Origin of the sequence: Amycolatopsis sp. cg13, assembly GCF_041346965.1 — a bacterium.
GTDB lineage: Bacteria > Actinomycetota > Actinomycetes > Mycobacteriales > Pseudonocardiaceae > Amycolatopsis.
Genome location: NZ_CP166848.1, coordinates 3,904,879 through 3,928,774, shown reverse-complemented (window position 1 = coordinate 3,928,774; position 23,896 = coordinate 3,904,879). Strand labels below are relative to the sequence as shown.

Annotated in this window: 18 protein-coding genes, 2 tRNA genes and 1 riboswitch; of the genes, 12 read left to right on the top strand and 8 right to left on the bottom strand. The window is 67.6% G+C overall.

Translation table 11 applies throughout. From position 1 onward, the window contains the following. Positions 1 to 160 precede the first annotated feature (160 nt). The 6 genes from AB5I40_RS17895 (at position 161) to AB5I40_RS17870 (ending at position 7,958) form a co-directional block, all read left to right on the top strand. A complete protein-coding gene (locus AB5I40_RS17895; protein WP_037811756.1) occupies positions 161 to 1,201 on the top strand; it encodes a 3-isopropylmalate dehydrogenase in 1,041 nt (346 codons plus the stop codon). Next, positions 1,188 to 1,340: riboswitch (cobalamin riboswitch) on the top strand. Its footprint overlaps the gene before it by 14 nt. Positions 1,341 to 2,221: 881 nt before the next feature. Beyond that, positions 2,222 to 3,241 (top strand): FecCD family ABC transporter permease, encoded by a 1,020-nt coding sequence (locus AB5I40_RS17890; protein ID WP_370940543.1) that lies wholly within the window; start codon positions 2,222 to 2,224, stop codon positions 3,239 to 3,241. Beyond that, on the top strand, positions 3,242 to 4,030 hold the full coding sequence (locus AB5I40_RS17885) for an ABC transporter ATP-binding protein (RefSeq protein ID WP_370939645.1): 789 nt from the start codon (positions 3,242 to 3,244) through the stop codon (positions 4,028 to 4,030). Further along, on the top strand, positions 4,023 to 5,027 hold the full coding sequence (locus AB5I40_RS17880) for an ABC transporter substrate-binding protein (RefSeq protein ID WP_370939643.1): 1,005 nt from the start codon (positions 4,023 to 4,025) through the stop codon (positions 5,025 to 5,027). The genes AB5I40_RS17885 and AB5I40_RS17880 overlap by 8 nt, the downstream gene beginning before the upstream one ends. A gap of 210 nt (positions 5,028 to 5,237) precedes the next feature. After that, the gene (cimA, locus tag AB5I40_RS17875) at positions 5,238 to 6,908 is read left to right on the top strand and encodes a citramalate synthase (protein ID WP_370939642.1); all 1,671 of its coding nucleotides are present in this window, start codon (positions 5,238 to 5,240) and stop codon (positions 6,906 to 6,908) included. A gap of 279 nt (positions 6,909 to 7,187) precedes the next feature. Beyond that, positions 7,188 to 7,958, top strand: a complete 771-nt coding sequence (locus AB5I40_RS17870; RefSeq protein WP_370939641.1) for a fumarylacetoacetate hydrolase family protein — start codon at positions 7,188 to 7,190, stop codon at positions 7,956 to 7,958. A gap of 1,009 nt (positions 7,959 to 8,967) precedes the next feature. Here the strand turns inward: AB5I40_RS17870 and AB5I40_RS17865 are convergent. Then, on the bottom strand, positions 8,968 to 10,206 hold the full coding sequence (locus tag AB5I40_RS17865) for an FAD-dependent oxidoreductase (protein ID WP_370939640.1): 1,239 nt from the start codon (positions 10,204 to 10,206) through the stop codon (positions 8,968 to 8,970). A gap of 838 nt (positions 10,207 to 11,044) precedes the next feature. Here AB5I40_RS17865 and AB5I40_RS17860 point away from each other — a divergent pair. The 3 genes from AB5I40_RS17860 (at position 11,045) to AB5I40_RS17850 (ending at position 12,165) form a co-directional block, all read left to right on the top strand. Beyond that, entirely contained in the window at positions 11,045 to 11,881 is an 837-nt protein-coding gene (locus AB5I40_RS17860; protein ID WP_370939639.1) for an HAD family hydrolase, read from the top strand. Positions 11,882 to 11,930: 49 nt separating this feature from the next. Next, a tRNA-Gln gene (locus tag AB5I40_RS17855) sits at positions 11,931 to 12,002 on the top strand. Between the two features lie 90 nt (positions 12,003 to 12,092). Further along, positions 12,093 to 12,165: transfer RNA gene (locus AB5I40_RS17850), tRNA-Glu, on the top strand. A 759-nt stretch (positions 12,166 to 12,924) separates the two neighbouring features. Here the strand turns inward: AB5I40_RS17850 and AB5I40_RS17845 are convergent. After that, complete coding sequence (locus AB5I40_RS17845; protein ID WP_370939638.1) at positions 12,925 to 13,974, bottom strand: FAD-dependent monooxygenase; 1,050 nt, start codon at positions 13,972 to 13,974, stop codon at positions 12,925 to 12,927. Between the two features lie 76 nt (positions 13,975 to 14,050). On the opposite strand from AB5I40_RS17845, the gene AB5I40_RS17840 reads away from it, so the two are divergent. Next, the gene (locus tag AB5I40_RS17840; protein ID WP_370939637.1) at positions 14,051 to 14,533 is read left to right on the top strand and encodes a TetR family transcriptional regulator; all 483 of its coding nucleotides are present in this window, start codon (positions 14,051 to 14,053) and stop codon (positions 14,531 to 14,533) included. Here AB5I40_RS17840 and AB5I40_RS17835 read toward each other — a convergent pair. From AB5I40_RS17835 to AB5I40_RS17810, 6 genes are all read right to left on the bottom strand, one after another. Continuing rightward, positions 14,530 to 15,021 (bottom strand): MarR family winged helix-turn-helix transcriptional regulator, encoded by a 492-nt coding sequence (locus AB5I40_RS17835; RefSeq protein ID WP_370939636.1) that lies wholly within the window; start codon positions 15,019 to 15,021, stop codon positions 14,530 to 14,532. The genes AB5I40_RS17840 and AB5I40_RS17835 overlap by 4 nt on opposite strands. 156 nt (positions 15,022 to 15,177) lie before the next feature. Next, positions 15,178 to 16,086, bottom strand: a complete 909-nt coding sequence (locus tag AB5I40_RS17830; protein ID WP_370939635.1) for a glycine betaine ABC transporter substrate-binding protein — start codon at positions 16,084 to 16,086, stop codon at positions 15,178 to 15,180. Positions 16,087 to 16,119: 33 nt separating this feature from the next. Further along, positions 16,120 to 17,004 carry an ABC transporter permease subunit gene (locus tag AB5I40_RS17825; protein ID WP_354739274.1) on the bottom strand — a complete coding sequence of 295 codons (885 nt, stop codon included), beginning with the start codon at positions 17,002 to 17,004 and terminating at the stop codon, positions 16,120 to 16,122. Beyond that, a complete protein-coding gene (locus AB5I40_RS17820) occupies positions 16,997 to 18,223 on the bottom strand; it encodes a glycine betaine/L-proline ABC transporter ATP-binding protein (protein ID WP_370939634.1) in 1,227 nt (408 codons plus the stop codon). Before AB5I40_RS17820 ends, AB5I40_RS17825 begins: the two co-directional genes overlap by 8 nt. A 757-nt stretch (positions 18,224 to 18,980) precedes the next feature. Beyond that, positions 18,981 to 19,604 carry an HU family DNA-binding protein gene (locus AB5I40_RS17815; RefSeq protein WP_116206583.1) on the bottom strand — a complete coding sequence of 208 codons (624 nt, stop codon included), beginning with the start codon at positions 19,602 to 19,604 and terminating at the stop codon, positions 18,981 to 18,983. A 1,192-nt stretch (positions 19,605 to 20,796) separates the two neighbouring features. Further along, complete coding sequence (locus tag AB5I40_RS17810) at positions 20,797 to 21,498, bottom strand: IclR family transcriptional regulator (protein WP_009074079.1); 702 nt, start codon at positions 21,496 to 21,498, stop codon at positions 20,797 to 20,799. Between the two features lie 145 nt (positions 21,499 to 21,643). Between AB5I40_RS17810 and leuC the strand changes: the two genes are divergently transcribed. Together leuC and leuD are read left to right on the top strand one after the other, a co-directional pair. Further along, entirely contained in the window at positions 21,644 to 23,068 is a 1,425-nt protein-coding gene (gene leuC, locus AB5I40_RS17805; RefSeq protein WP_370939633.1) for a 3-isopropylmalate dehydratase large subunit, read from the top strand. A 23-nt stretch (positions 23,069 to 23,091) separates the two neighbouring features. After that, the gene (gene leuD / locus AB5I40_RS17800) at positions 23,092 to 23,694 is read left to right on the top strand and encodes a 3-isopropylmalate dehydratase small subunit (protein WP_370939632.1); all 603 of its coding nucleotides are present in this window, start codon (positions 23,092 to 23,094) and stop codon (positions 23,692 to 23,694) included. The last annotated feature ends 202 nt before the right edge of the window (positions 23,695 to 23,896 follow it).

Sequence of the window (23,896 nt, the reverse complement as noted above, 5' to 3'; positions counted from 1 at the left end):
TTCCGTTCGCCCGAACGGGTGTCTCACCCTGTGGGAGGATGCGGCATAAGGGTGGTGCGGCTACGGCACCTTGTCTACGGCCGGTAACCTTCCGCTGCTGGCGTTTTTGTGCGAATGGGCCATCGGCGCGCCCGGTGGCCTGGGCTACGGAGGTGTGTGGATGCGGCTCGCGGTGATCCCAGGGGACGGGATCGGGCCCGAGGTGGTCTCCGAGGCGCTCAAGGTGCTCGGTGAGGTAGCACCGGCGGCGGAGATCACGAACTACGACCTCGGCGCCTCGCGGTGGCACGCCACCGGGGAGCTGCTCCCGGAGTCGGTGCTGGGCGAACTGCGCCAGCACGACGCGATCCTGCTCGGCGCGGTCGGCGACCCGACGGTGCCCAGCGGCATCCTCGAGCGCGGCCTGCTCCTGCGGCTGCGGTTCGAACTGGACCACCACGTGAACCTGCGCCCGGCTCGGCTGTACCCCGGGGTGCGCGGCCCGCTGGCCGACGCCGGGGACGTCGACATGGTCGTGGTGCGCGAAGGCACCGAAGGCCCGTACGCGGGCAACGGCGGCCTGCTGCGCAAGGACACCGAGCACGAGATCGCCACCGAGGTCAGCGTCAACACGGCCTTCGGCGTGCGGCGCGTGGTCGCGGACGCGTTCAACCGCGCCGAAGAGCGTCCGCGCAAGCACTTGACGCTCGTCCACAAGACCAACGTGCTGGAGCACGCCGGTTCGCTGTGGTCGCGGATCGTCGAAGAGGTTTCGCTGGAGCACCCGGATGTCACCGTCGCGTACTCGCACGTGGACGCCGCCACGATCCACCTGGTCACCGACCCGTCGCGGTTCGACGTGATGGTCACCGACAACCTCTTCGGCGACATCATCACCGACCTCGCGGCCGCGGTGACCGGCGGCATCGGCCTCGCGGCCAGCGGCAACCTGGACATCACGCGCCGGAACCCGAGCATGTTCGAGCCGGTGCACGGCAGCGCGCCGGACATCGCCGGCCAGGGTCTAGCAGACCCGACCGCCGCGGTGCTGTCGGTGTCGCTCCTGCTGGACCACCTGGGCCAGAAGGAAGCGGCGCGGCGCATCGAGGCTTCGGTGGCCTTCGATCTCGCCACGCGCGACCAGTCGTCGCCCGGCGCGACCCAGGCGATCGGCGACCGCCTCGCGGCGCTGGTCTCGTCGAACGCCCGTCAGGCCGGCTAGACCCCGTCCTGAGTTTTTTCGGACCCCCGCCGCGGAAGCCGGTCGAAATCCGGCGCTGACCCGCAACGGTAGGCCTTCGGCTCCTGTTTTTCGGGAGCCGAAGGCGAGCCCGATACCGGCGGAGGTTCCTCGAACCTCGTCCCCTCCCGTCGTGGTCTGCGGGAGACGACACTCCCGCCGCCGGCGGCTGCCGTCTTTTGCGGGCCCAATGTCTCGATTGGGTCGTCGCCGGTGGTGTCTTCGTCTTGGTCTTCGCCTTCGTCTGAAGAACGTTCCGCTTCTCCTGGATCCGTGGTTGGCGGGGCTGGGGACTCGCCGGTTTTTGGCGACGGTGGTTCGGGGGGCGTTTCGCCGCCTGGTTCCGGCGGGGCTTCGTCGGCGGTTGTTGGGGGCGGCGGTCTTTCGCCGTTGGGCGGCGAGAGCGCTTCGGTGCCGTCTGGTGGTTCGCTGGGGGACGGCTCTGGCGGTTCGGGTCCTTCGCTCTTTGATGAGAAGGACGGTCGTGGCCGCTGGTCAGCTGGCGGCGGTGTTCCGGACGTTCCGCCGCTGAGCGGTGAGGGTGCATCGGTCTGTTCGACCGCGCGTGGTGGCGATGCCGCGGATCATTCGCCACCTAGCGGCGACGGCTGGTCAGCCAGTTCGGGTTCGCGGGCTGGCGGTGCCTCGACAGTTTCGCCGCTGGATGGCGAAAGCGGTTCGGCGACTTCGCCATCGAGCGGCAATGGCGGTGCGCCCGACCTAAGCCGTCTGGACAATGCAGCGGCTGGGGATTCGCCATTTCGTGGCAACGCGGTGCTCCGTCGCAGAGATCCACCGATCGATGAGACGCAGGCCGACGCCACGGTTGGGCGTGATCTGAGCGGCTCCGGTGCCCGAGCCGTCTCGCCGTTGAAAGACCAATCCGCGCGCGAAGGGTTCGTTTCGCCGCGGACCGGCGAATCCGAGAGCCAGCCAGGTGCGTTGCCGCTGAGCGGCGAATCCCAGGTCACGGCCATTGCCGTTCAGCGGCGGCGGCCGTTGATGCCGTTGCTCCTCGGGCTCGGTGTCGCGTTGCTCGGGTCGATCGTCATCGCTGTCGGGATCGGGACGGTGGCGGTGCCGGTCACTCACACGTCGTCCTTTCTCCGCGCCGGGTTGTTCGGCGGGACGATCGGTCCGGACGAAGTCGGGCAGTACCGGATCATCTGGGACCTTCGGCTTCCTCGCGTTCTGTTGGCGGTGGTCGTCGGTGCTGGGTTGTCGACGGTCGGCGTCGCGATTCAAGCAATGGTGCGCAATGCACTCGCTGAGCCGTATGTGCTGGGGATTTCCTCTGGTGCATCCGTCGGGGCGACAGCGGTGACGTTGTTCGGAGTCTTCGCATCGCTTGGGATCTACGCCTTGTCGGTCGGGGCGTTTGTAGCTGCGCTCGCCGCGACCTTGATCGTCTATCTCGTCGCCCGTACGCGGCAAGGGCTTACGCCGCTGCGTCTGGTGCTCACCGGAACGACGCTGTCCTACGGGTTTTTCGCGATCACCACGGTGATTGTCTTCCAAGCGCCGAACGGCGAGGCCGCGCGATCGGCGTTGTTCTGGCTTCTCGGCAGTCTCGCCGGCGCGAGCTGGGGCACGTTGCCGATCGCCGCGATCGTGGTGGTCGGAGGGGTGTTGTTGTTGCTGACGCTGGCCGGCCGGCTCAACGCGCTCGCCATGGGCGACGAAGCGGCAACGACCCTCGGCGTCGACGTCGGAAAGCTGCGCGTCCTCCTGTTCATTGTTTGCGCTGCCATGACTGGGGTTTTGGTCGCGGTGAGCGGAGCGATCGGATTTGTCGGGCTGATCCTTCCGCATCTGGTGCGGCTGGTCGTCGGTGCCGATCATCGCCGGGTGCTTGCGGTCGCCCCGCTTGCCGGTGCGGTTTTCCTGGTGTGGGTGGACGTCGCGGCGCGGGTGCTCGCCGCACCCGAGGAGTTGCCGATCGGGGTGCTTACCGCGGCGGTCGGGGTACCGGCCTTCCTGCTCTTGATGCGCCGTCGCGCATACGTGTTCGGGGGTGCGTGAATGGACCTCTCGCTCAACGGCGTCAGCGTGACCGCGGCCGGTCGCAAGCTGGTCGACGACGTGACCCTCGAAGCTCGGCAAGGCCAATTCGTCGGACTGCTCGGTCCGAATGGCAGCGGAAAGTCGACGACTTTGCGCGCCGTCTGCCAAGTGCTCAAGCTGTCGGCCGGCGCAGTCCTCGTCGACGGCATGCCGGTGGACGGCATGGCACCGCGAAAGCGGGCACGCGCGATCGCCGCCGTAGCGCAGGAATCGCATGCGGAGTTCGACTTCACCGTCGCCGAAGTGGTGGCGATGGGGCGAATGCCGCATCACGGCCTGCTGGACCGGATGAGCGCAGCCGACCATCGGTTGTGCGCCGCCGCGCTGGATCAAGTCGGCTTGGCGCACCTGGCCGATCGAGGCGTGCTCACCTTGTCCGGCGGCGAGCGGCAACGCGTGCTGATCGCGCGCGCACTCGCCCAGCAGCCACGGCTCCTGGTGCTCGACGAGCCGACCAACCACCTCGACATCCGGCACCAGCTCGAGGTCCTGGCGCTCGCTCGCGCCAGCGGGCCGACGGTGCTGGCCGCGCTCCACGACTTGAACCTGGCCGCGGCTGCGTGCGACATGGTGCACGTGCTCGACCACGGCCGCCTTGTCGCGAGCGGAACCCCGGCCGAGGTGCTCACGCCTGCTTTGCTTGCCGACGTGTTCGGGGTGCGCGGCCATGTGGTGCCGCATCCCGCCACGGGGCGTCCGCAGTTGTTGTTCGACCGGCTCGAGTCCCAGGAGGACAGTCATGCGTAGGACAGTCGCGTTGATCGTGACGGTCGCCCTCGTCGCCACCGGATGCGGCGCTCAAGTGTCCGAAGGGGACAGCGGAGCGTCCCCGGCCGGATTTCCCGTGACGGTGACCAACTGCGGTTCGTCGTTGACCGTGTCCAAACCTCCTTCTCGGGTCGTGACGAATGACATCGGCATCACCGAGCTGATGTTCGCGCTCGGCTTGGGCGACCGAATGGCCGGCTACGTGGTCGACAAAGGACAGTCCAGCGGGGTGGCATCGTCGCCCTGGAAAGCCGATTTCGCCAAGGTGCCCAAACTCGCGGAGAAGATCAACCGTGAGGTGGTGCAGGGCGCGGGAGCGGACCTCGTGTTCGCGGGCTGGAACTACGGCTTCTCGGAAGCAACCGGGTTCACCCCGGATTCCCTCGGGAAGCTGGGCATCTCCAGCTACTTGCTCACTGAGGCGTGCCGCAACGGCAGCGGCAAGCAACGGGGCATCATGCGGCCGCTCGACGCGCTGTACACAGATGTGCGCAACTTGGGGAAAATGTTCGGAATCAGTGATCGTGCAGAACGTTTGATCGAAGAGTACCGCGCACGGGTCGCCGCTGTCACGAACGCGGTGCCGGCCGGACGGCCGAAACCGAAGGTCTTCCTCTACGACGACGGCCGTGACCAGCCATTCACCTCCGGGCGCAACGCGGGCCCGGACGAAATCATCACCAAATCGGGTGGTGCCAACATCTTCGCGGATCTTAACGACAGTTGGACGAGCGTCAGCTGGGAAGCCGTGATCCAGCGCGCGCCGGACGTCATCCTCATCAACGACTACGGCGGCGAGGTCGGCAGCGTGGCCGACAAGGAGAACTTCCTCCGCTCGCGTCCCGGCCTGCGCGACATCCCAGCGGTCAAGAAAGGACGCTTCTTCGCGCTGCCTTACGCAGCTTTGGTGGAGGGGCCGCGAAATGCGGCCGCGGTCGAAGAATTCGGTCGCTACCTGGCGAATCTGCCCGGCTGACGGCTCTCAGAAGGTGGGAAGCTTCGCCCGGCGCTTGGAAGCCGGGCGAAGCTGTGGCATGATGTCCGGCATGACCGCCCTCTCCATCATTATTGCCTTGCGCGCCGGATAGACGCTCCACAAGAGCTACCGGCGCGCAACCTCTCGCACCCATGCGGGAGGTTTTTTTGTTGCCTGGACCAGGTTCTGCCCCGCCACAAGGAGAACACCGTGACCCGCACGGAACCCGCCGGCACGCCGCTCGGCGATGCCTTCCACCTCTACGACACCACTTTGCGCGACGGTGCTCAGCGCGAAGGAATCACCTACTCCGTCACGGACAAACTGGCCGTTGCGCGGCTGTTGGACGAGCTGGGTGTCGGGTTCATCGAGGGCGGATGGCCGGGTGCGCTGCCGAAGGACACGGAGTTCTTTTCCCGTGCGGCAAAGGGAGAATTGCCGCTCAAACACGCTGCGCTCGTCGCGTTCGGATCCACCCGCAAGGCGGGAACGACGGCCGACAAAGACCCGCAGGTCCGGGCGCTTCTGGATTCGGAGGCGCCGGTCATCACTTTGGTGGCCAAATCGGACCTTCGGCACATCGAGCGCGCGCTGCGGGTCGACGTTGATGAGGCGTGCGCGATGGTGCGTGACACGGTCGCGTTCCTTGTCGGCGAAGGACGCCGAGTTTTCCTTGACGCGGAACACTTTTTCGACGGATATGCCTTCTCTCCCGAAACCTCGCTGCGGGTGCTCGACGCCGCGGCGCATGCCGGCGCGGATGTTCTCGTGCTGTGCGATACCAACGGTGGCCAGCTGCCGCTGGGACTTGCCGAAACCGTAGGCGAGATCAAGGAAAAGACCGGATTCCGGCTTGGAATCCATTGTCAGGATGATACTTCCTGTGCCGTGGCGAACTCTGTCGCCGCGGTGCAGGCCGGCGCGACGCACGTGCAGTGCACCGCGAACGGCTACGGGGAACGGGCAGGCAATGCCGACCTGTTCGCCGTAGCGGGAAACCTCGTGACCAAGCTCGGAATGGAGGTCCTCCCGACCGGAGGCACCGCCGAGCTCACTCGCGTCTCCCATGCCTTGGCCGAAATCGCCAACCTCGCACCCGACACCCACCAGGCTTACGTCGGGTCGTCCGCTTTCGCCCACAAGGCGGGGCTGCACGCGAGCGCGATCAAGGTGGATCCGTTGTTGTACAACCACATCGATCCGTCTTCTGTCGGCAACGACATGCGAGTACTGGTCACGGAGATGGCCGGCAGGGCCAGCCTCGAGCTCAAGGGACGTGAACTCGGGGTCGACCTTGCCGGCCGGCCTGACGCACTCACGAACGCGGTGCGGAAGGTGAAGGCGCTCGAATCGGAAGGCTGGTCGTTCGAGGCAGCCGATGCCTCGCTGGGGCTGTTGCTGCGCCGCGAGGTCGAGGAGGTCTCCGGCGAGAAGTCGGATCCGCCGCCGTTCGAACTGGAGTCGTATCGGGTGGTGCTGGACCACCGGCCGGACGGCGAGGTTGTTTCCGAGGCGACGGTGAAGGTGCATGTCGCGGGGGAGCGGGTCATCGCGACCGCGGAAGGGAACGGCCCGGTGCACGCCCTCGACGCGGCGCTGCGCCAGGCGTTGACGCCGTATCTGTCCTGGTTGGACAGCATGGAGCTGGCCGATTACAAGGTGCGGATCCTGCCGTCGAACCCAGGTACGGACGCTGTCACGCGAGTGCTGCTCGAAACTAGTGACAGGGAACACGAATGGACGACGGTGGGGGTGCACGGCAGCATCGTCGAGGCGAGCTGGCTGGCGTTGTGTGATGCGTTGGTCCATAAGAGCCTGACAGTTGCGTCGGCGCGGGAGCAGTCGGTGCCTGAGTTGGGGGTTGCCGCTGTAGGCGGATGAGCCTTGCGGATGGGTCTCGTTGGGACGTCTGCGCCTGGATTCCATCGTGTGGTGGGTATTGCGGCTCACATTTGGGTCTATGGACGACCGTTCGTGTTGGTGCTGCGGGGGAGTGGTCGTTCGGGCCGTCGATGCTTGCTGGGTGAAGGGTCCTTTCGCGCCATTTCGGTCACCGCCGGTGAGCCGGTGCGAGGGCCCCTTCGCGCGGAAACGAGCGAAGGGGACTGTCGCGCACGCTCGGGGTGCGCGACAGTCGGTGCGTATACGTAGACTGGCGTGGTGCGTCTAGCTCGTATTGCTCATCCCAGTGGTGTCGCGTTCGCTTCGATCGAGGGGGACGGCGACGACGCCCAGGTCCTCGAGATCGCGGAACATCCGTTCGGCCAGCCGAACTTCACCGGCAAGCGCTGGCCGCTCGCCGATGTGCGGCTGCTCGCGCCGATCCTGCCGTCGAAGGTGATCGCCGTCGGCCGGAACTACGCGAAGCACGCGGCGGAGCTCGGCAACGAGGTGCCGTCCGCGCCGATGCTGTTCATCAAGCCGTCCACGACAGTGGTCGGGCCGAACGCTCCGATCCGGCGTCCGTCGGACGTCGGCCGCGTCGACTTCGAGGGCGAACTCGCGGTCGTCATCGGACAGCCGGTCAAGAACGTGCCCGCGGCCCGCGCGGCCAGCGCGATCCTCGGTTACACGATTGCCAACGACGTGAGCGCGCGCGACCTGCAGAAGTCCGACGGCCAGTGGGGCCGGGCGAAGGGGTTCGACACCTTCTGCCCGCTCGGACCGTGGATCGACACGTCGATCGACCCGTCCGACCTGGCGCTCCGCAGCGAGGTCGACGGCGAGCTGAAGCAGAACGGCCGGACTTCGGATCTCGTGCACAAGGTGCCGGAGTTGGTGGAGTTCGTGTCGCGGGTGATGACGCTTCTGCCCGGCGACGTGATCCTCACCGGCACGCCGGAGGGGGTCGGTCCGATCGTCGACGGGCAGTCGGTGTCCATCACGATCGACGGCCTCGGAACCCTGACGAACCCGGTGCAGGACCTCTGAGCTGGCTGTCGCCGTTTTCTGGCGACAGTGGTTCGGCGGGTGGTTTGAGTGTTGCCGTTTAGTGGCGAATCCCTGGTCGGGTTGGTTTTCTGGCCATGGGGGAGGGCCGGGCGGTGGCTCGGGCCGTTGCCGCTGAGCGGTGAGGGTTGGCGGCTCGTGCTGGGGTAGGCGGTGTCGTTGCCGCTGAATGGCGAATGGTGCTCGACGCTCCGGTTGGGGAGCGGTTGTCGCTGTTGTCGTTCAGCGGCCAGAGGTGACTTGGTGCTCGCGTTCGTGAGCAGAAGGTGCTGTCGTCGCTTAGTGGCGAGAAGTGAGTTAGTGCTCGTGTAGGCGAGCGGTGGGAGCTTTTGCCGGTCAGCGGCGAGAAGTGAGTTGGTGCTCGCGTTGGTGAGCGATGGGCGCTGTTGCCGTTGAGTGGCGAGAAGCGACTTAGCGCTCGGGCGGTGGGCAGTCACTGCTGTTGCCGGCGGCTGGCGCTTGGGTTGGTGAGTGGTCGGCTCGCTGTGGTCGCTTAGCGGCGAGAGGCGACTTGGGGCTCGCGGCTGGCGAGTGGACGCTCTTGTCGGTCGGTGGCGAGAGTGTCGTTGATGCTCAGTTGGCGAGTCGTCGGGGTTGTCGCCGTTTAGCGGCGAAACGGTGGCGGGTGCTCGCTGGGCTGGTGGTTGGTGCTGTTGCCGGTGGGTGGCGACGGCATCTGGGGGACACTTAGCTGCCGAGCGGTAGGAGCTGTTGCCGTTCAGTGGCGAGGGTGGTCGGCTGCTGAGCGAGCGGATCGCGGTTGCCGGTGGGTGGCGTGGGGGCCTCTGGCCGGGTGGGATCAGCACGTTGCCGGTCGCCACGACGGTGAACGAATCCGGCGAAGCGGCCGTCGGCGACGAAAGCTCGGCCGAGGGCGAAACGGGTTGCTGTTGTTAGGCCATGGCCCACCGGCGGGTGCGTGCCGGTGGGTGGCGGGTGGCAGGTCACGGGGTAAGAGGCGTTGCCGGTTGGTGGCGAATCGGTTGTTGGGCTAGTGGTGTGCCGGTTCTGCTGGGCGGCGGGCGAAGGCTGGTGCGGATTCCCGGCGGATGCCTACGCCGATGAGGAATGCTGGGACGAGGGAGAGTTTCGGGAAGCGCCGGAGCAGTGTGATCAATTGAGGCGGGGGTCCGTCGGCGCGGCCGGTCATCACGGGGCCCATCACGCGGCGGTGGAGAAGGCGTTGCAGGCCCTGGACGGCGACGGTCGGCAGGAGGCGACGGCTGCGGACGGCGGCGAGATCCTTTTCGGTCGGCCTGCCTCGGAGGAGCGGGTCGGCCAGCAGCCTCGCGGCGGCGACGGCGTCTTGCACTGCCAGGTTGATTCCGACGCCGCCTACCGGCGACATCGCGTGGGCCGCGTCGCCGATGCAGAGGAGGCCGTCCACGTGCCAGCGGTTCAGGCGGTTGAGGCGGACGTTGAGGACCTTGACGTCGTCCATGGACTTCAGTTCGTGCACGCGGTCGGCGAATTCCGGGCAGACCTCGATGACGTCGCGGCGGAAGCTTTCGATGCCTGCCTCGCCCAGGTCTTTGCCCTTCGGCGCGAGGTAGGCGATCTGGTAGTAACCCTTGCGTGGCAACGGCACCGCGAAGTGGCGCTTGCTCATCCTCGGCATCAACGTGGCTTCCCCCTCTTCGGCCTTGCGGGAAAGGCGGAACCACCAGGCGTCGAACGGGGTGTAGTACTCGCGCGGGGTGAGACCGGCCGAGCGGCGGGCCAATGACCAGCGGCCGTCGGCGGCGATGACCAGGTTGGCCGTCAGTTCGCCTTCGGTGCCGTCCGCGGTGCGGTAGCGGACGCCGGTGACCCGGCGGCCGGAGCGGAGGAGGCCGGTCATTTCGGTTTCCAGTCGCAGGGTGAAGGTCGGCTCCTTCTGCGCTGTTTCGGAGAGCAGGTCGAGGAAGTCCCATTGGGGGACCATCGCGACGTAGGGGCGGGGGACCTTCAGCAGCGACATGTCGGCGATGGTCAGCGGGTCGCCCTCGGGGGTCGGGAGTCCGACGGTGGTCACCTTCGTGTGGGGCAGGGCCTCGAACTTCTCGCCCAGGCCCAGTTCGTCCAGGAGCGCGAGGGTGGACGGATGGACGGTGTCGCCGCGGAAATCGCGGAGGAAGTCCGCGTGCTTCTCCAGCACTGTCACTTCGACACCTGCTCGGGCCAGGAGCAAGCCCGCCACCATGCCTGCCGGTCCGCCGCCGACGATGACGCATCCCGTCTGTTCAGTCATCTTTCTCAGCTCCCCTCTTATTCATCGTTTGTTGAATAACTTGAGGATGCACCTGGGCGGACGGGGCGTCAAGTCGGCCGATGGGGTGTGTTCGTGGTCGCTGAGGGCCGGGAGGCGCGTTGGGGTGTCGTGGTCGAGGCGGGGCTGGCGAAGGCTTCAGCGGGGATGTGGCCGGGAGCCCTCAGGAGGAGGGATGTGGTGGTGGCAGTCGGGCGCGGTGGGTGGGGCGTGGGCGGCGACGTCGTGAGACGGAAGTGGGGGAGGGCACCGCGGATGAGCGGAGAGGGATTGCGGAAGTGGGAAGTGCGGCTCGTTGGTGTCAGCAGGGGAGTTTCAGCAGGGGAGTTGATGTTGTCGTGCGAGGACCAGAATGTGGGGAGTTCGCGTAATGGTGTGTGGTTCGCGTATGTGGATCTCGGGAGAGCGATGGGGACGCTGCCGTCCGGGATGGAAAGAGCGGAGTGCCGATATTTTTCGGGAAAAGATTTCGGGCGGGTTAGTTCGGCGGCGGAACCTATGTGTGGCTGTTGTTGCTTTGGCGGGCGGCAGAGTCCAGTCGGGAGGGTTCTGCGGCGGGAAAAGGTTGGGGTGACAGGGTTTTCCGGCGGCAGGGCAGCGAGGGGCGGCGCGGGCGGCTGTGGAGATCGTCCGGAATTTGTAAGTTCTCGGGGGAGTGTGGAGTAACCGGCTTTCACCCGCTCGGCCCTCTGGGGCGGTGGTGAACGTCACCGGGCGGACACTTTGTGCACCGGCAGTAGAGCCGGTCAGCGGCAACGGCTCGGAGGTAATCACCTTTTTGGCCGCGTTGCGAACGCGGCGAGTGCCCTAGCCTCACGGGGTGGATTTCGCCCCGGCCGCTCTTGCGCGCGCTCGTACTGCCCCGCCGGCCGCTGCCGGCCGCGAACCGTGGGCGCCTCCTGAGCTGAGCCTGGTTTGCCTCGACATCGATGACACGTTGATCGATTGCACCGCGGCGATCCGCCGCACCTTGCATGCGCTTACCGGGCGCGACGACCTCTGGCCGTTGTGGGATTTGATCACCGAGGAGCACGTCGCGCTCGTTGTCGCCGGGAAGCTCGGCTACGACGTGATGCATCACCGGCGCACTGAATGTTTCCTCGCCGAGTTGGGGATCTTCGGGGATTCCGCGCAAGTGAGCGCGTTCGAGGCGCGCCGGCGGGAGATTTTGGCGCGGTCCTGGCGGTTATTCGATGATGTTCTTCCTTGTCTTGAATGGCTGCGCGCCGCTGGACTGCAGCTCGCTGCCGTGACGAACGCCTCAGGGGTTCATCAGCGGCAGAAAATCGCGGAACTCGGGCTCGCGCCGTTTTTCGACCACGTCGCGATCGCGGGCGAGGTCGGGGTCGCGAAACCCGATCCGGTGATGTTCCACTCGGTGTGCTTGGCGCTGGACTGCCCGCCGGAACGCACGGTGCACGTCGGGGACAAGCTCGACACCGACGCCATCGGCGCGTTCGACGCCGGGCTCGGCGCGGTGTGGCTCGATCGCGACGGGACCAGTCGCACCGGCGAGCGCGCGCCCGAGGGAGTACACACGGTGACGGGCCTCGACGAGCTTCCTGAGCTGCTGGTTTCGGAGTACGCGACCGTCGGCGTGCCCGCTCCGAGGACGGCGGGGACCCCCGCTGCGACGGTCCGCGGCGGGATGTTCTAGTATTTCTTCTCGTGCGGCACTGACCTGGGCAACCGGGAAAGTACCTCACTGGGGTATGGTGTAATTGGCAGCACGACTGGTTCTGGTCCAGTTAGTCTAGGTTCGAGTCCTGGTACCCCAGCTGCAGAGAGGACCCCCTCTCGGAAGTGCGAAATCGCTTCTGGTAAGTTCTCTCTCGCAAGAAAAGCCCCGGAAACGGGGAAGTTCCTAAGCCCCCGTCGTCTAGCGGCCTAGGACGCCGGCCTCTCACGCCGGTAGCGTGGGTTCGAATCCCATCGGGGGTACAGCCAGCCCGGTTGATCTTTTTGATCAACCGGGTTTTGTTGTGTTTATGGGGAAATACCGGGGTTGGTGGGGCGGGCGGGGCTCGTGGGGATGAGGTCGGGTGCCCCGCGGGGTCTCGCTGTGTGACGCCGGTTGCGGTGTGCGGGCCACCGGGGAGTGGGCCTGGGCGTGGGCGGGGTTGCGGCGGGGCGGTGGGCGCTCGGCGGCTGGGGGACTACGGGCTGGCAAAGCCGGCTTGATGCTGCGGGCGGGCAAGGGTGCTTTGGGGCTGGCCGAGGCGAGTTGCCCGCGAGGGCTGAGGGCAAGTGCCGTGAGCGGGAGCTGCGTGGCGGGCTTGGGGCGGCCGGAATTTCGTGCCGGCGCGGGGCGAGGGCTCTGGGGGATGAGGGGAGTTGTGCACTCGTGCGGGGCGGCTGCGGGCCGAGACTGCGGCCAGCGCGGCAAGGGGGACCGTGGGCGAGCGGCTGGCACAAAGCGCTATAGGCAAGCAATGGCTGGGGGAGGCTGGCGGAAAGCGCTGTGGGCCAGCGATGACCGGGGGCGGCGGGCGCAAAGCGCTGTAGGCCAGCGATGACCGGGGGCGGCTGGCGAAAAGCGTTATTGGCAAGCGATGGCTGGGGACGGCGGGCGCAAAGCGCTGTGGGCCAGCAAAAGCCGAGAGTTGAAGGCGAGCGAAGGCTGTAGGAGCGGCAGGCCTGTGGCAAGGAAGCCGCCGGCCGCGCGCAGGGAAGCCACCGGCTCGCGCAGGGAAGTCCGGCTCAATTCTCCTGTGCGCAGCCGAACATCGCGGCTGCGGAGCGGCCGTTGGCCTGGTTTTCCGTGACATATGGGCGGAGTTCGGCTTCGTACCGGGCGAAAGCCTCCGCGTGATCCGCGATCGCCAGATGACGGGCCAGTGAGCGCGCGCCGAGCAGGGCTTGGGAAGTGCCCATGCCTGCCGCGGGTGCGGCGCAGTATCCGGCGTCTCCCAGCAGGGCGATTCGGCCGGTCGACCAGCTGTCCAAATGCACTTGCGCATTCGAGCTGAAGTAGAAGTCCGAAGCCTCCGACATCGCGTCCAGCAACCGAGGGGTGTGCCAGGTGTCACCGGCGAAAGCGGTGCGCGTCGCGGCTTCCTGGTCGGCTCTGGGGAGGCGGTCTAGGGCTCCCGAAGGAGTTCCGAAGGACAGGCTCACGGTGAGACGGTCCGGATCCGCTGAGTTGAACAGGTACACCGCGGTGCCATTGAAGGCACGGAGGAGTCCGCTGTGGTCCAGGGCCAGGAAGTTGGGCATGGTGAAGCCCGCCCCGGAGAGGCCTAGGTGGTGCAGCGCCGCTGAGTGCGGGGCGAAGGCCAGTTGGCGGACTTTCGAGTAGACGCCGTCGGCGCCGAAGACCAGGTCGTAGGCCTCCGCGGAGCCGTCGGTGAGTTCGGCGGTTACTGCGGCCTCAGTTTGCGTCAGCGACGTGATCGAGGTGCCGAAGCGGTACTCGACATGATCGACAGTCAGCTCGTACAGCAGCTCGTTCAAGACGTGTTTCGGTACCTCCAGCTCACCGGCGAAAGCTTCGGCGGGGAGATGGTCTACCTGGGTGCCGTCGCGGTCGAGGATGGCGGTTCCGGTCATTTTCGTGTCGTGGCGGCGGACCGCGTCGAGGATGCCCAGTTCGGACAGGACATCGAAGGCGGCACCGCGGAAATCCACGGCGTAGCCGGTGTGCCGGAGGGTGGGGGCGCGTTCGACGAGCGTCACGCGGTGGCCGGAGCGGGTGAGGAGTTCGGCGAGGGTCGTGCCGGCCACGCCGGCGCCGGAGATGAGGACGTTCATGAGGCGAACGTAGACCAGATTTGTCCATTTGGTCAAACCATTTGGTCAAACCAAGCGGGCAAGCTAGGCTGCGCCCATGGGCAATCGCGAGGATCTGCTGGCCGGGGCGAAGCGGTGCTTGGTCGAGCGGGGCTGGGGCAACACGACGGTGCGCGACATCGCGGCCGCGGCGGGGGTCAGTCACGCGGCTATCGGGTATCACTTCGGGTCGCGGGACGCGTTGTTGACGCAGGCGCTCGTGGCTGCGGTTGACGAGCTCGGCGGCGAGGTGGCGGATTCGTCGTTCGACATGTCCGAGCAAGGGTTGAAGCGGATGATCGGCAGCTTCAGTGAGCATCGGGCGTTGTGGGTGGCTCAGCTGGAAGCGCTGGTACAGGCGGAGCGGTCGCCGGACGTGCGCGAGCATCTCGTGCAAGGGTTGCGGGAGGCTCGCAAAGGCGGGGCGGTGCAGAGCGCGTTGGTGATCGGGCTGATGGTGCAGTGGCTGCTTGACCCGGAGGAAGCACCGTCGGCGAAAGAGGTGACCGACGGGATTCGTGCGGTGGCGGCGGAAATTTAGACCCAAACCGCGTCGGCGGGATTGCCGGCCGGGGGTTCGCCGCCGGCCTCGGCGAACGCGGTCAGGGCGTCGACCAGGCCGCGGCGGGCGGATTCGGGCATTTTCTCCACGATGGCGGCGATTTCGCGACGCCGTCGATGGGTGACGACGCGGACGATTCGGTCGCCCTCCTGGGTGAGTTCGATGACGACCTCGCGCCGGGACGACGGATTGCCCAATCGGGCGACCAGCGCGACCGCGACCAGGCGGTCGATCATCCGGCTCGCGGTGGAAGGCGTGACGCTGAGATGCTCGGCGAGCGCGGCCTGTTTCAGCGGACCGCGGGAATGCAGCACCACCAGCAGCCGGAATTGCGGCACGGTGATGAGGTCTCCGGCCGAGGCGATCGACCGCGCGGACACGGCGACTAGCAGGCGGGAAGCGGTGAGCACGGCTTCGGTGACCGCGTCGACGTCGTCGGTGCGGGCAGGAATCGGCGCGCGAGACATGCGACCAGTGTGCCGTATCCTGCGGCGGATTCCGCTCGATAACCGTGCTGGGCAACGAATCAGGGCGAATAGGGCCTCATCAACTGCCCCGCGCGGTTGAAAAAGAAACGACCCCGCCGTCCCGGAGAACGGGAGGCGGGGTCGTCCAGAGCTGGCTCAGAGACCGGCGAAAGCCTGGTCCACGAACTGCTTGTGCTGATCCGCCCACTGCTTCGCGGCGGTCTTTTCCTGGCCCTTCGGGGCCTTCTGGATCGCGTCCTCGAGCGAACCGAGGTCCGCGTCCGACATCTTCAGCTTCTTGGCCACGCCGGCGAGCGCCGGGAAGTCCTTGTCGAAGCCCTTGCGGCCCAGCGCGTGGATCTGCTCGCCCTTGCCCATGGCGCCCTTCGGGTCCTTGAGATCCTTGAGCTGGTAGCGCGAGTACGCCCAGTGCGGGTGCCACAGCGTCACGACGATCGGCTTCTTCGCCTTGATCGAGCTGTCGAGCGCGGCCAGCATCGCGGTGGTCGACGAGTTCTGCAGGGTCATCGCGCCGTCGAGGCCGTACTGCGGGATCGCGTCCTTCTGCACGATGCCGGTCTCGCCCGCGCTCGCCTCGATGCCGGTGATCTTGCCGCCGAACATGCTCGCCTTGTCCTTGAGGTCGGCGATGCTGTTGACGTCGTTCACGTAGTCCGGCACCGCGAGGTTGAGGGTCGCGTTGTCGTACCAGACGCCGAGGTCTTCGAGCTTGTCCTTGTACTGGTCCCAGTACTGCTTGTGCGTCGCGGGCAGCCACGAGTCGAGGAACAGGTCGACGTCGCCCTTCGCGAGGCCCGCGTAGATCGGGCCGACGTCGAGCATCTGTGTCTTGACCTTGTAGCCCTTCTCCTCCAGCACCGCCTGGTACAGGTTGGTGAGGGCGACGTCCTCGTCCCAGTTGATGTAGCCGATGGTGACGCTCTTGGCTTCCTGGCTGTTGCCCGACTGGGACTCCCGGCCGCCGCACGCCGCGGTGAGGCCGACCAGGGCCGTCACGGCGGCGCCCACGGCGAAGATCCGGCTGAGCCGTTTCGAAGTGCGCACTCGTTCGTCCTTTCTCGTTGCGGTGGAGGTGGATCAGGCCGCGTCGGCCCGGCGAAGGGCGCGGCCCACCGCGGAGCGCGCCCCCAGCGAGGAAGTGAGCCGGTCGAGATAGATGGCCAGCACGACAACGCCGAGACCGGCGTTGAAACCCAGGTCCAGCTTCAGGCTCGTGACCGCCGCGTACACCTCGGCGCCGAGCCCGGGCGCGCCGACCATGCCGGAGATCACGACCATCGACAGCGACAGCATGATGATCTGGTTGATGCCGGCCATGATCGACGGCATCGCGAGCGGGATCTGGATCTCCCGCAGGATCCGCCCCGGCGGCGAGCCGAACGCCTCGCCCGCCTCGACCATTTCCGGGTCGACCTGGCGGATGCCGAGTTCGGTCAGCCGCACGCCCGGCGGCAGCGAGAACACGACGGTCGCCACCACGCCCGGCACCGGGCCGATCGAGAAGAAGAAAATGACCGGGATCAGGTAGACGAACGCGGGCAGCGTCTGCATGAAGTCCAGTACCGGCTTCACGATCCGGCTCACCGTTTCGTTGCGCGCGGCCGCGATCCCGACCGGCACCGCGATCGCCACCGCGACCACGCCGGAAATCAGCACCTGCGACAGCGTCTGCATCGCGGACGGGAATTCGCGCAGGCTGTCGATGAGCGCGAACCCGATCGCCGAGCCGAGGCCGAACTTCCAGCCGCGCAGCCACCAGCCGAGCCCGGCGAACACCACGACCAGCACCGGCCACGGCAGCCAGGTCAGTCCCGAGGCGAGCCCGGTGACCGCGCCGTTGACGATCTTGTCGACGAAATCGAAGAACGGGCCGATGTTGCCCTGCAGCCAGTCGATGATCGCCTTGAACCAGGTGCCGACGGGAATCTGCGGCAGGTCGCCGACGAGGACGTTGTCAGACACGGGCGTTCACCTCCTGGTCGTCGTTTTCTCCTGTGCTCAGCGCGTTCAGCAGCGCCTCGCGGGTCACCATGCCGAGCAGCGCGCCGTCGGCGTCGACCACCGCGAGCGGCGCGGGCGCGGACGCGGCGTGGCCGAACAGGTCGGCCATCTGCGTTTCCGGGCCGGTGCGGGCGGCGGACCGGTCGACGATTCCGGCGATCGTTTCCGTGCCCTGGCCGGCGGCTTCGCTCACCGCGCGCCGGTCGACCGCGCCGGCGAACTTGCCGTCCTCGGTCACCAGCACGCCGGCGAGTTCGTTCCGGCGCATCGTTTCCAGCGCTTCGGCGGGCGTTGTCGCCGGGGTGAACGAGATTTCCGCGGGCTTCATCACGGCGGACGCGGTGAGCACCCGGGTGCGGTCGACGTCGCGCACGAACTTCGCGACGTAGTCGTCGGCCGGTTCCGTGAGCATTTCCTGCGCGGTCGACACCTGCACGATCCGGCCGTCGCGCATCATCGCGATCCGGTCGCCGAGGCGCATGGCCTCGTTGAGGTCGTGCGTGATGAACACGATCGTCTTGCCCAGCTGCCGCTGCAGCATCAGGAGCTGGTCCTGCATCTCCTTGCGGATCAACGGGTCCAGCGCGCTGAACGCCTCGTCCATCAGCAGGATCTCGGTGTCCGCGGCCAGCGCGCGGGCGAGGCCGACGCGCTGGCGCATCCCGCCGGAAAGCTGACCGGGCAACCGGTCCTCCCATCCGGTGAGCCCGACCATCTCCAGCGCTTCGGCGGTGCGTTCGCGCTGCCGCTCGCGCGGCGCGTTCTGCACGCTCAGCCCGTAGGCGACGTTCTCCGCGACCGTCCGGTGCGGGAACAGCGCGAAGTGCTGGAACACCATGCTCATCCGCCGCTGGCGCAGTTCGCGCACCTGCGCGGCGGACTTGTCGGTGAGGTCGATGTCGTCGACCAGGACCCGGCCGGAAGTGGCCGGGAGCAATCCGTTCAACGTGCGCAGCAGGGTCGACTTGCCCGAACCGGACAGCCCCATCACCACGAAAATTTCGCCGCGCTCCACGGTGAAGGAGGCGTCGATCACCGCCGCGGTCACGCCGGGCAGCTCCAATTCGGCGCGATCGGCGCCGTTCTCCAGCTTGCCGACCGCCTCTTCCGCCCGGCGGCCGAACACTTTGTACAGCTTCTCCACACGAACTATCGGCACAGTCGTCTCATGTTCTCGCATTCGGGGTCCTTTGCCGGGCGACATGATTGCATAGACCAACACTGATCGGAGCCGATCGCGCGACCGGTTCACCGATGACGGCCGGTTTTCGTGGCCCGGCACCCACTTTCGCCGACGCGGCGCGCCCGCCGCAGAGACACCAGTGCGGCGATCGGGAAAAGCCGGTGTGCGCTGGCGAAACCAGTCCGGATTCGTCTGTTCGCCCGACTGGATTACGCGTGGCCACAGTGTGTGGTTGTCACGTTCGCATAACAACCCGAAAGTCTGTTGTGGACCGTGCGTGGCCTGGGTGATTGCCGACACCTGACGGCCACGCAAGGTGGCGAACCGGGCACAGCAAGGAAACCCCGAAGACCGCTTCGCGCGGACGTTCGCAGTTGCTTGGGGGAACAGGTGATCGATCGGAGACGCGCGCGAGATGGCCGGTGTGATCAGGAAAACGCTGCGGCCTTCCCTCGATTTCCTTCGCGCTGCGCGGATGTGGTCCGGCGGGGACAATGCCCGCGGAGGGGCCCCAGGCCCGCTCACGGCACTCGGCATCCGGACGGGCAAGCGTGCCAACGGATCTTGAGAGCGGTCGCCGCAACGCTCTTCTGCCGCTTCGAAATCGGCGGCGCTCACGCGTGCGGGTGGCCGAGTCAGGCGACCCCGGCTGCCGGACAGTGCCTCCGGGGCGGGAAAAACGGGCAGAGATGCGACAAGCCCCGCCCGGGGAGAAGCCGGGCGGGGCTTGTCTTCAGGTTCCGGAAAGCCGGAGTTACTTCTTCTTCGCGGCCGAGGTGCGCTTGGCCGGAGCCTTCTTCGCGGTCGCCGTGGTCTTCTTGGCGGCCGGCTTGGCAGCGGCCTTCGCCCGCGTGGTGGTGGCCTTCGGAGCCGCCTTGGCCGCGGTGGCCTTGGTGGCGGTCGCCTTGGCGCGGGTGGTGGTGGCCTTCGCGGCGGTGGCCTTGGCGGGAGCCTTGGCCGCGGTGGCGCGGGTGCGGGTCGCGGCCGGCTTGGCGGCGGCGGCCTTGGCGCGAGTGGTGGTCGTCGCCGTGGCGCGGGTGGCGGTCGCCTTCGCGGTGCTGGCGGTCGCACGCTTCACGGCAGTCGCCTTCGGCAGCTTCTTCGAGCCGGAGATGACGTCCTTGAACGTGGTGCCCGCGCGGAACGCCGGAACGTTGGTCTTCTTGACCCGCACGGCTTCGCCGGTGCGCGGGTTGCGAGCGGTGCGGGCGGCACGCGCGCGCTTCTCGAAGACGCCGAAGCCGGTGATGGTGACCTTTTCGCCCTTGTGGACGGTGCGGATGATGATGTCGACGAGACCGTCGACGGCTTCCGCGGCTGCCTTCTTGTCGCCGATGCGCTCCGACAGAGCTTCGATCAGCTGGGCCTTGTTGGCCATTCCAGTTCCTCCAACCAGAACTTGTTTTATACGGCCATACAGGCCGAACGCAGTCATTATCACCCATAGACTTCGCAAGTCCAATCGGGACCTGCCTTTTTCGTTGCCGCGTCCGGATTGCCGACGGCCCTCGGAAGGCTCGCGGCTCCGGATTCTTTCACTGGCCGGAAGACCCGCGAGAGTGCTTGCGGCATCGGCAAAGTCGCATGTAGACACCCGCTGTCCTGCGGTTTTGCCTCTTCTTGAGGTTCTCCGGCGGGGTCGCGCGCGGCCGCCGCGACGACCCCCGAAGCGGCCGGACGGTCTACTGAGGACGATCGAAAACCGCGCGAAAAACGCTGTCCCCCACGGGCGTGGCGGGAGGCGCTCTGGGTTGGTGCGCGGCGTCAGGGGTTCCTCGAGCGGGTCGTCGGCGAGGCGGGCCGCTGCCGATCGGGTGCCGGGTTTGGGTCTCATCCGTTCGATCGGGTCCGGGGCCAAGGCCGCGCGGCGACTGCGCCGGGGGAATCGCGCACGGGGGGCGGAAACGTTCGCGGTGCCGGGTTCGGGGGCGGTTCGGGGTCGAGCCGCGGTGTGTTTCGCGCGGAGTGCGTTCGGCGTGTGCCGCGTCGGGGAGGGTTGCCGGTGCGCGAAAAGGTCGTCTCCCGCGGGTGCGGTGGAGAGGAGGCCGAGGGGTTGGGCTTGGCGGCAGAGGAGTTCTCGGAGTGCAGAGCCGGGCTGCTGATCCCGCGCCGGGTTTGGGTCTGATGCGTTCGTTTGGTCCGGAGACCAAGGCCGCGGCGGTGACTCTGCCGGGGGAATCGCGCACCGGGTCGGAACGTTCGCGGCTCCGGGTTCTCGTTCGGCGGCGCACTGGGCGGAGAGGCGGCTGGGGATTGAAGCGGGGCGGCAGGGGCTTCCCGGGCGAGTCGGCTGGCTGCTGATCGCGCGCCGGGTTTGCGGCCGATGTGTTCGATCGGTTCGGAGACCGGCACGACCGCTGTGCCGAAGGGGTCTCGCAACGGGGGAGGCGGAACGTTCGCGGCGCCCGGTTCTTGTTCGGCGACGCTTTAGGCCTAGCTGCGGTGTGCTTTGCGCGGGGTGCGTTCGATGGAAGCCGCGTCGGGTGCGGATCGGCGGTACGAAAAAGGCCGCCTCCCGCCGGAGCGGCGGAGAGGCGGCCTGGGGGTTGGCGCGTGGTGGGAGCGGGGCGTCAGAGGCGTTCCTGGAGAGCGTCGGCGGCGGCGAGGAGATCCGCGGCCCACCGCGCGCCGGGCTTGCGCCCTATGCGTTCGATCGGCCCGGAGACCGACACCGCCGCCACGACCGTGCCGGAGGAATCGCGCACCGGGGCCGAAACGCTCGCGACGCCCGGCTCGCGTTCGGCGACGCTTTGGGCCCACCCGCGGCGGCGCACTTCGAGCAGAGTGCGTTCGCCGTAAACCGCGTCGGCGAGGATCGTCCGCTGCGTGTGCGGATCCGACCACGCGGCAAGGACCTTCGCGCCCGAGCCCGCCGTCATCGGCAGGCGCGAACCGATCGGAACCGTGTCGCGCAAACCGCTCGGCGGTTCCGCGGTCGAAACGCACACGCGCTGCACGCCGTCGCGCCGGTAAAGCTGAACGCTTTCGCCGGTGATGTCGCGAAGCTTCGGCAGCACCGAACTCGCCGCGTCGAGCAACGGGTCGGTCGAGCCGCCCGCGAGTTCGGCGAGCGCGGTGCCCGGCCGCCAGCGCCCGTCCGGCCCTCGCCGCAACAGGCGATGCACTTCGAGCCCGACCGCGAGCCGGTGCGCGGTCGCGCGAGGAAGCCCGGTGCGCGTGCAGAGTTCCGCCAGCCCGCACGGGTCCTCGGCGACGGCCTGCAGCACGGCCACGGCTTTGTCCAGTACTCCGATACCGCTATGCTGTCCCACGACGCGATACTATCTTCCCGCACTGTGGGAAGTCCAGAATCTGGGAAAAACGAAACCCGGAGCCGCGGACAGCCGCGGCTGCCCCCTCCTCACCGGCACCGTCCGGGTTCCGTGCTCCCGGCCGATCCCGAGGAAGGAGCCGGAGATGACCAGCCCCACCGGCAAGGCTCGTACGCTGGCGGAGAAGGTGTGGGACAGCCACCTCGTGCGCCGAGGCGAAGGCGCCGAACCGGATCTGCTCTACATCGACCTCCACCTGGTGCACGAAGTGACCAGCCCGCAGGCGTTCGACGGGCTGCGGCTGGCCGGGCGGCCGGTGCGCCGCCCCGACCTCACCATCGCCACCGAGGACCACAACGTCCCCACGGTGGACATCGACCTCCCGATCGCCGACCCGGTGTCCCGCACCCAGGTCGACACGCTTCGCCGCAACTGCAAGGAGTTCGGCGTCCGGCTGCACCCGATGGGCGACGCCGAACAGGGCATCGTGCACGTGATCGGACCGCAGCTCGGGCTGACCCAGCCCGGAACCACCGTGGTGTGCGGCGACAGTCACACCTCGACGCACGGCGCGTTCGGCGCGATGGCGTTCGGCATCGGCACTTCCGAGGTCGAGCACGTGCTCGCCACCCAGACCCTGCCGCTGCGGCCGTTCAAGACGATGGCGATCAACGTCGACGGCTCGCTGCAGCCGGGCGTCACGGCGAAGGACGTGATCCTCGCGGTGATCGCCAAAATCGGCACCGGCGGCGGTCAGGGCTACGTCCTGGAGTACCGCGGCAAGGCCATCGAAGAGCTGTCGATGGAAGCCCGGATGACCATCTGCAACATGTCGATCGAGGCGGGCGCGCGCGCCGGCATGATCGCGCCGGACGAAACGACCTTCGCCTACCTCAAGGGCCGTCCGCACGCGCCGAAGGGCGAGGACTGGGACGCCGCCGTCGCCGCCTGGCGCGAACTGCGCACCGACGAGGGCGCGGAATTCGACGCCGAAGTCCACCTCGACGCGGACCAGCTGACGCCGTTCGTGACGTGGGGCACCAACCCCGGACAGGGCCTGCCGCTGGGCGATTCCGTGCCGGACCCGGCCGCGATCCCCGACGAGAACGCGCGCTTCGCCGCCGAGAAGGCGCTGTCCTATATGGATCTGAAGCCGGGCACCCCGCTGCGCGAGATCGCCGTGGACACGGTCTTTCTCGGCTCCTGCACCAACGGCCGGATCGAGGACCTGCGCGCCGCGGCGGAGGTGCTGCGCGGGCGGAAGGTGGCCGATTCGGTCCGGATGCTCGTGGTGCCCGGTTCGATGCGGGTGCGCAAGACCGCCGAGGAGGAAGGCCTGGACAAGATCTTCTCCGAGGCGGGAGCCGAATGGCGGCAGGCGGGCTGCTCCATGTGTCTCGGGATGAACCCGGACCAGCTCGCCCCCGGCGAGCGCAGCGCGTCCACCTCCAACCGCAACTTCGAGGGACGGCAGGGCAAGGGCGGGCGCACGCACCTCGTCTCGCCGCTCGTGGCCGCCGCCACCGCCGTGCGCGGGACGCTGTCCTCGCCCGCCGACCTGCCCGCCTGACTTCCCGGAGAGGAGCTCCCACCATGGAACCGTTCACCCAGCACACCGGGATCGGGGTCCCGCTGCGCAGGTCCAACGTGGACACTGACCAGATCATCCCGGCCGTCTACCTCAAGCGCGTGACCCGCACCGGATTCGAGGACGGGCTGTTCGCCGCCTGGCGCGCGCAGGACGACTTCATCCTCAATCAGGAACCGTTCAAGAACGGCTCCGTGCTCGTCGCCGGACCGGACTTCGGGACCGGTTCGTCGCGCGAGCACGCCGTGTGGGCGTTGATGGACTACGGCTTCCGGGTCGTCATCTCGTCCCGGTTCGCCGACATCTTCCGCGGCAACTCCGGCAAGGGCGGCCTCGTCGCCGCGCAGTGCGAGCAGTCGGATGTCGAACTGCTCTGGAAGCTGCTGGAGAACGAGCCCGGCACCGAGGTGTCGGTGGACCTCGAAGCCAAGACTGTGCGGGCCAAGGACTTCACCGCGCCGTTCCAGATCGACGACTACGTCCGCTGGCGGCTGCTCGAAGGGCTCGACGACATCGCGCTGACTCTGCGCCACGCGGGGGACATCGACGCGTTCGAGTCCCAGCGGCCTTCGTGGAAGCCCGCGACGCTTCCCGCCGCCACCTCCTGATCTGCTCCGCCGGGGCTGGATTCCCTGCTCGGAAAGGGAATCCGGCCCCGGCGGACCCGCTCTTCGCCCACGCCAAACGGCACCTCCCAAGACCGGAAACGGGTCCTTCGGGAGGGCGGAACCGTTCCCGCCGCAAGGGAAAATTTCGCGTGCCGTTTGGAATTTGTGCTGTCTTGGTAATACCGTGTGCGTTAGCCGGCCG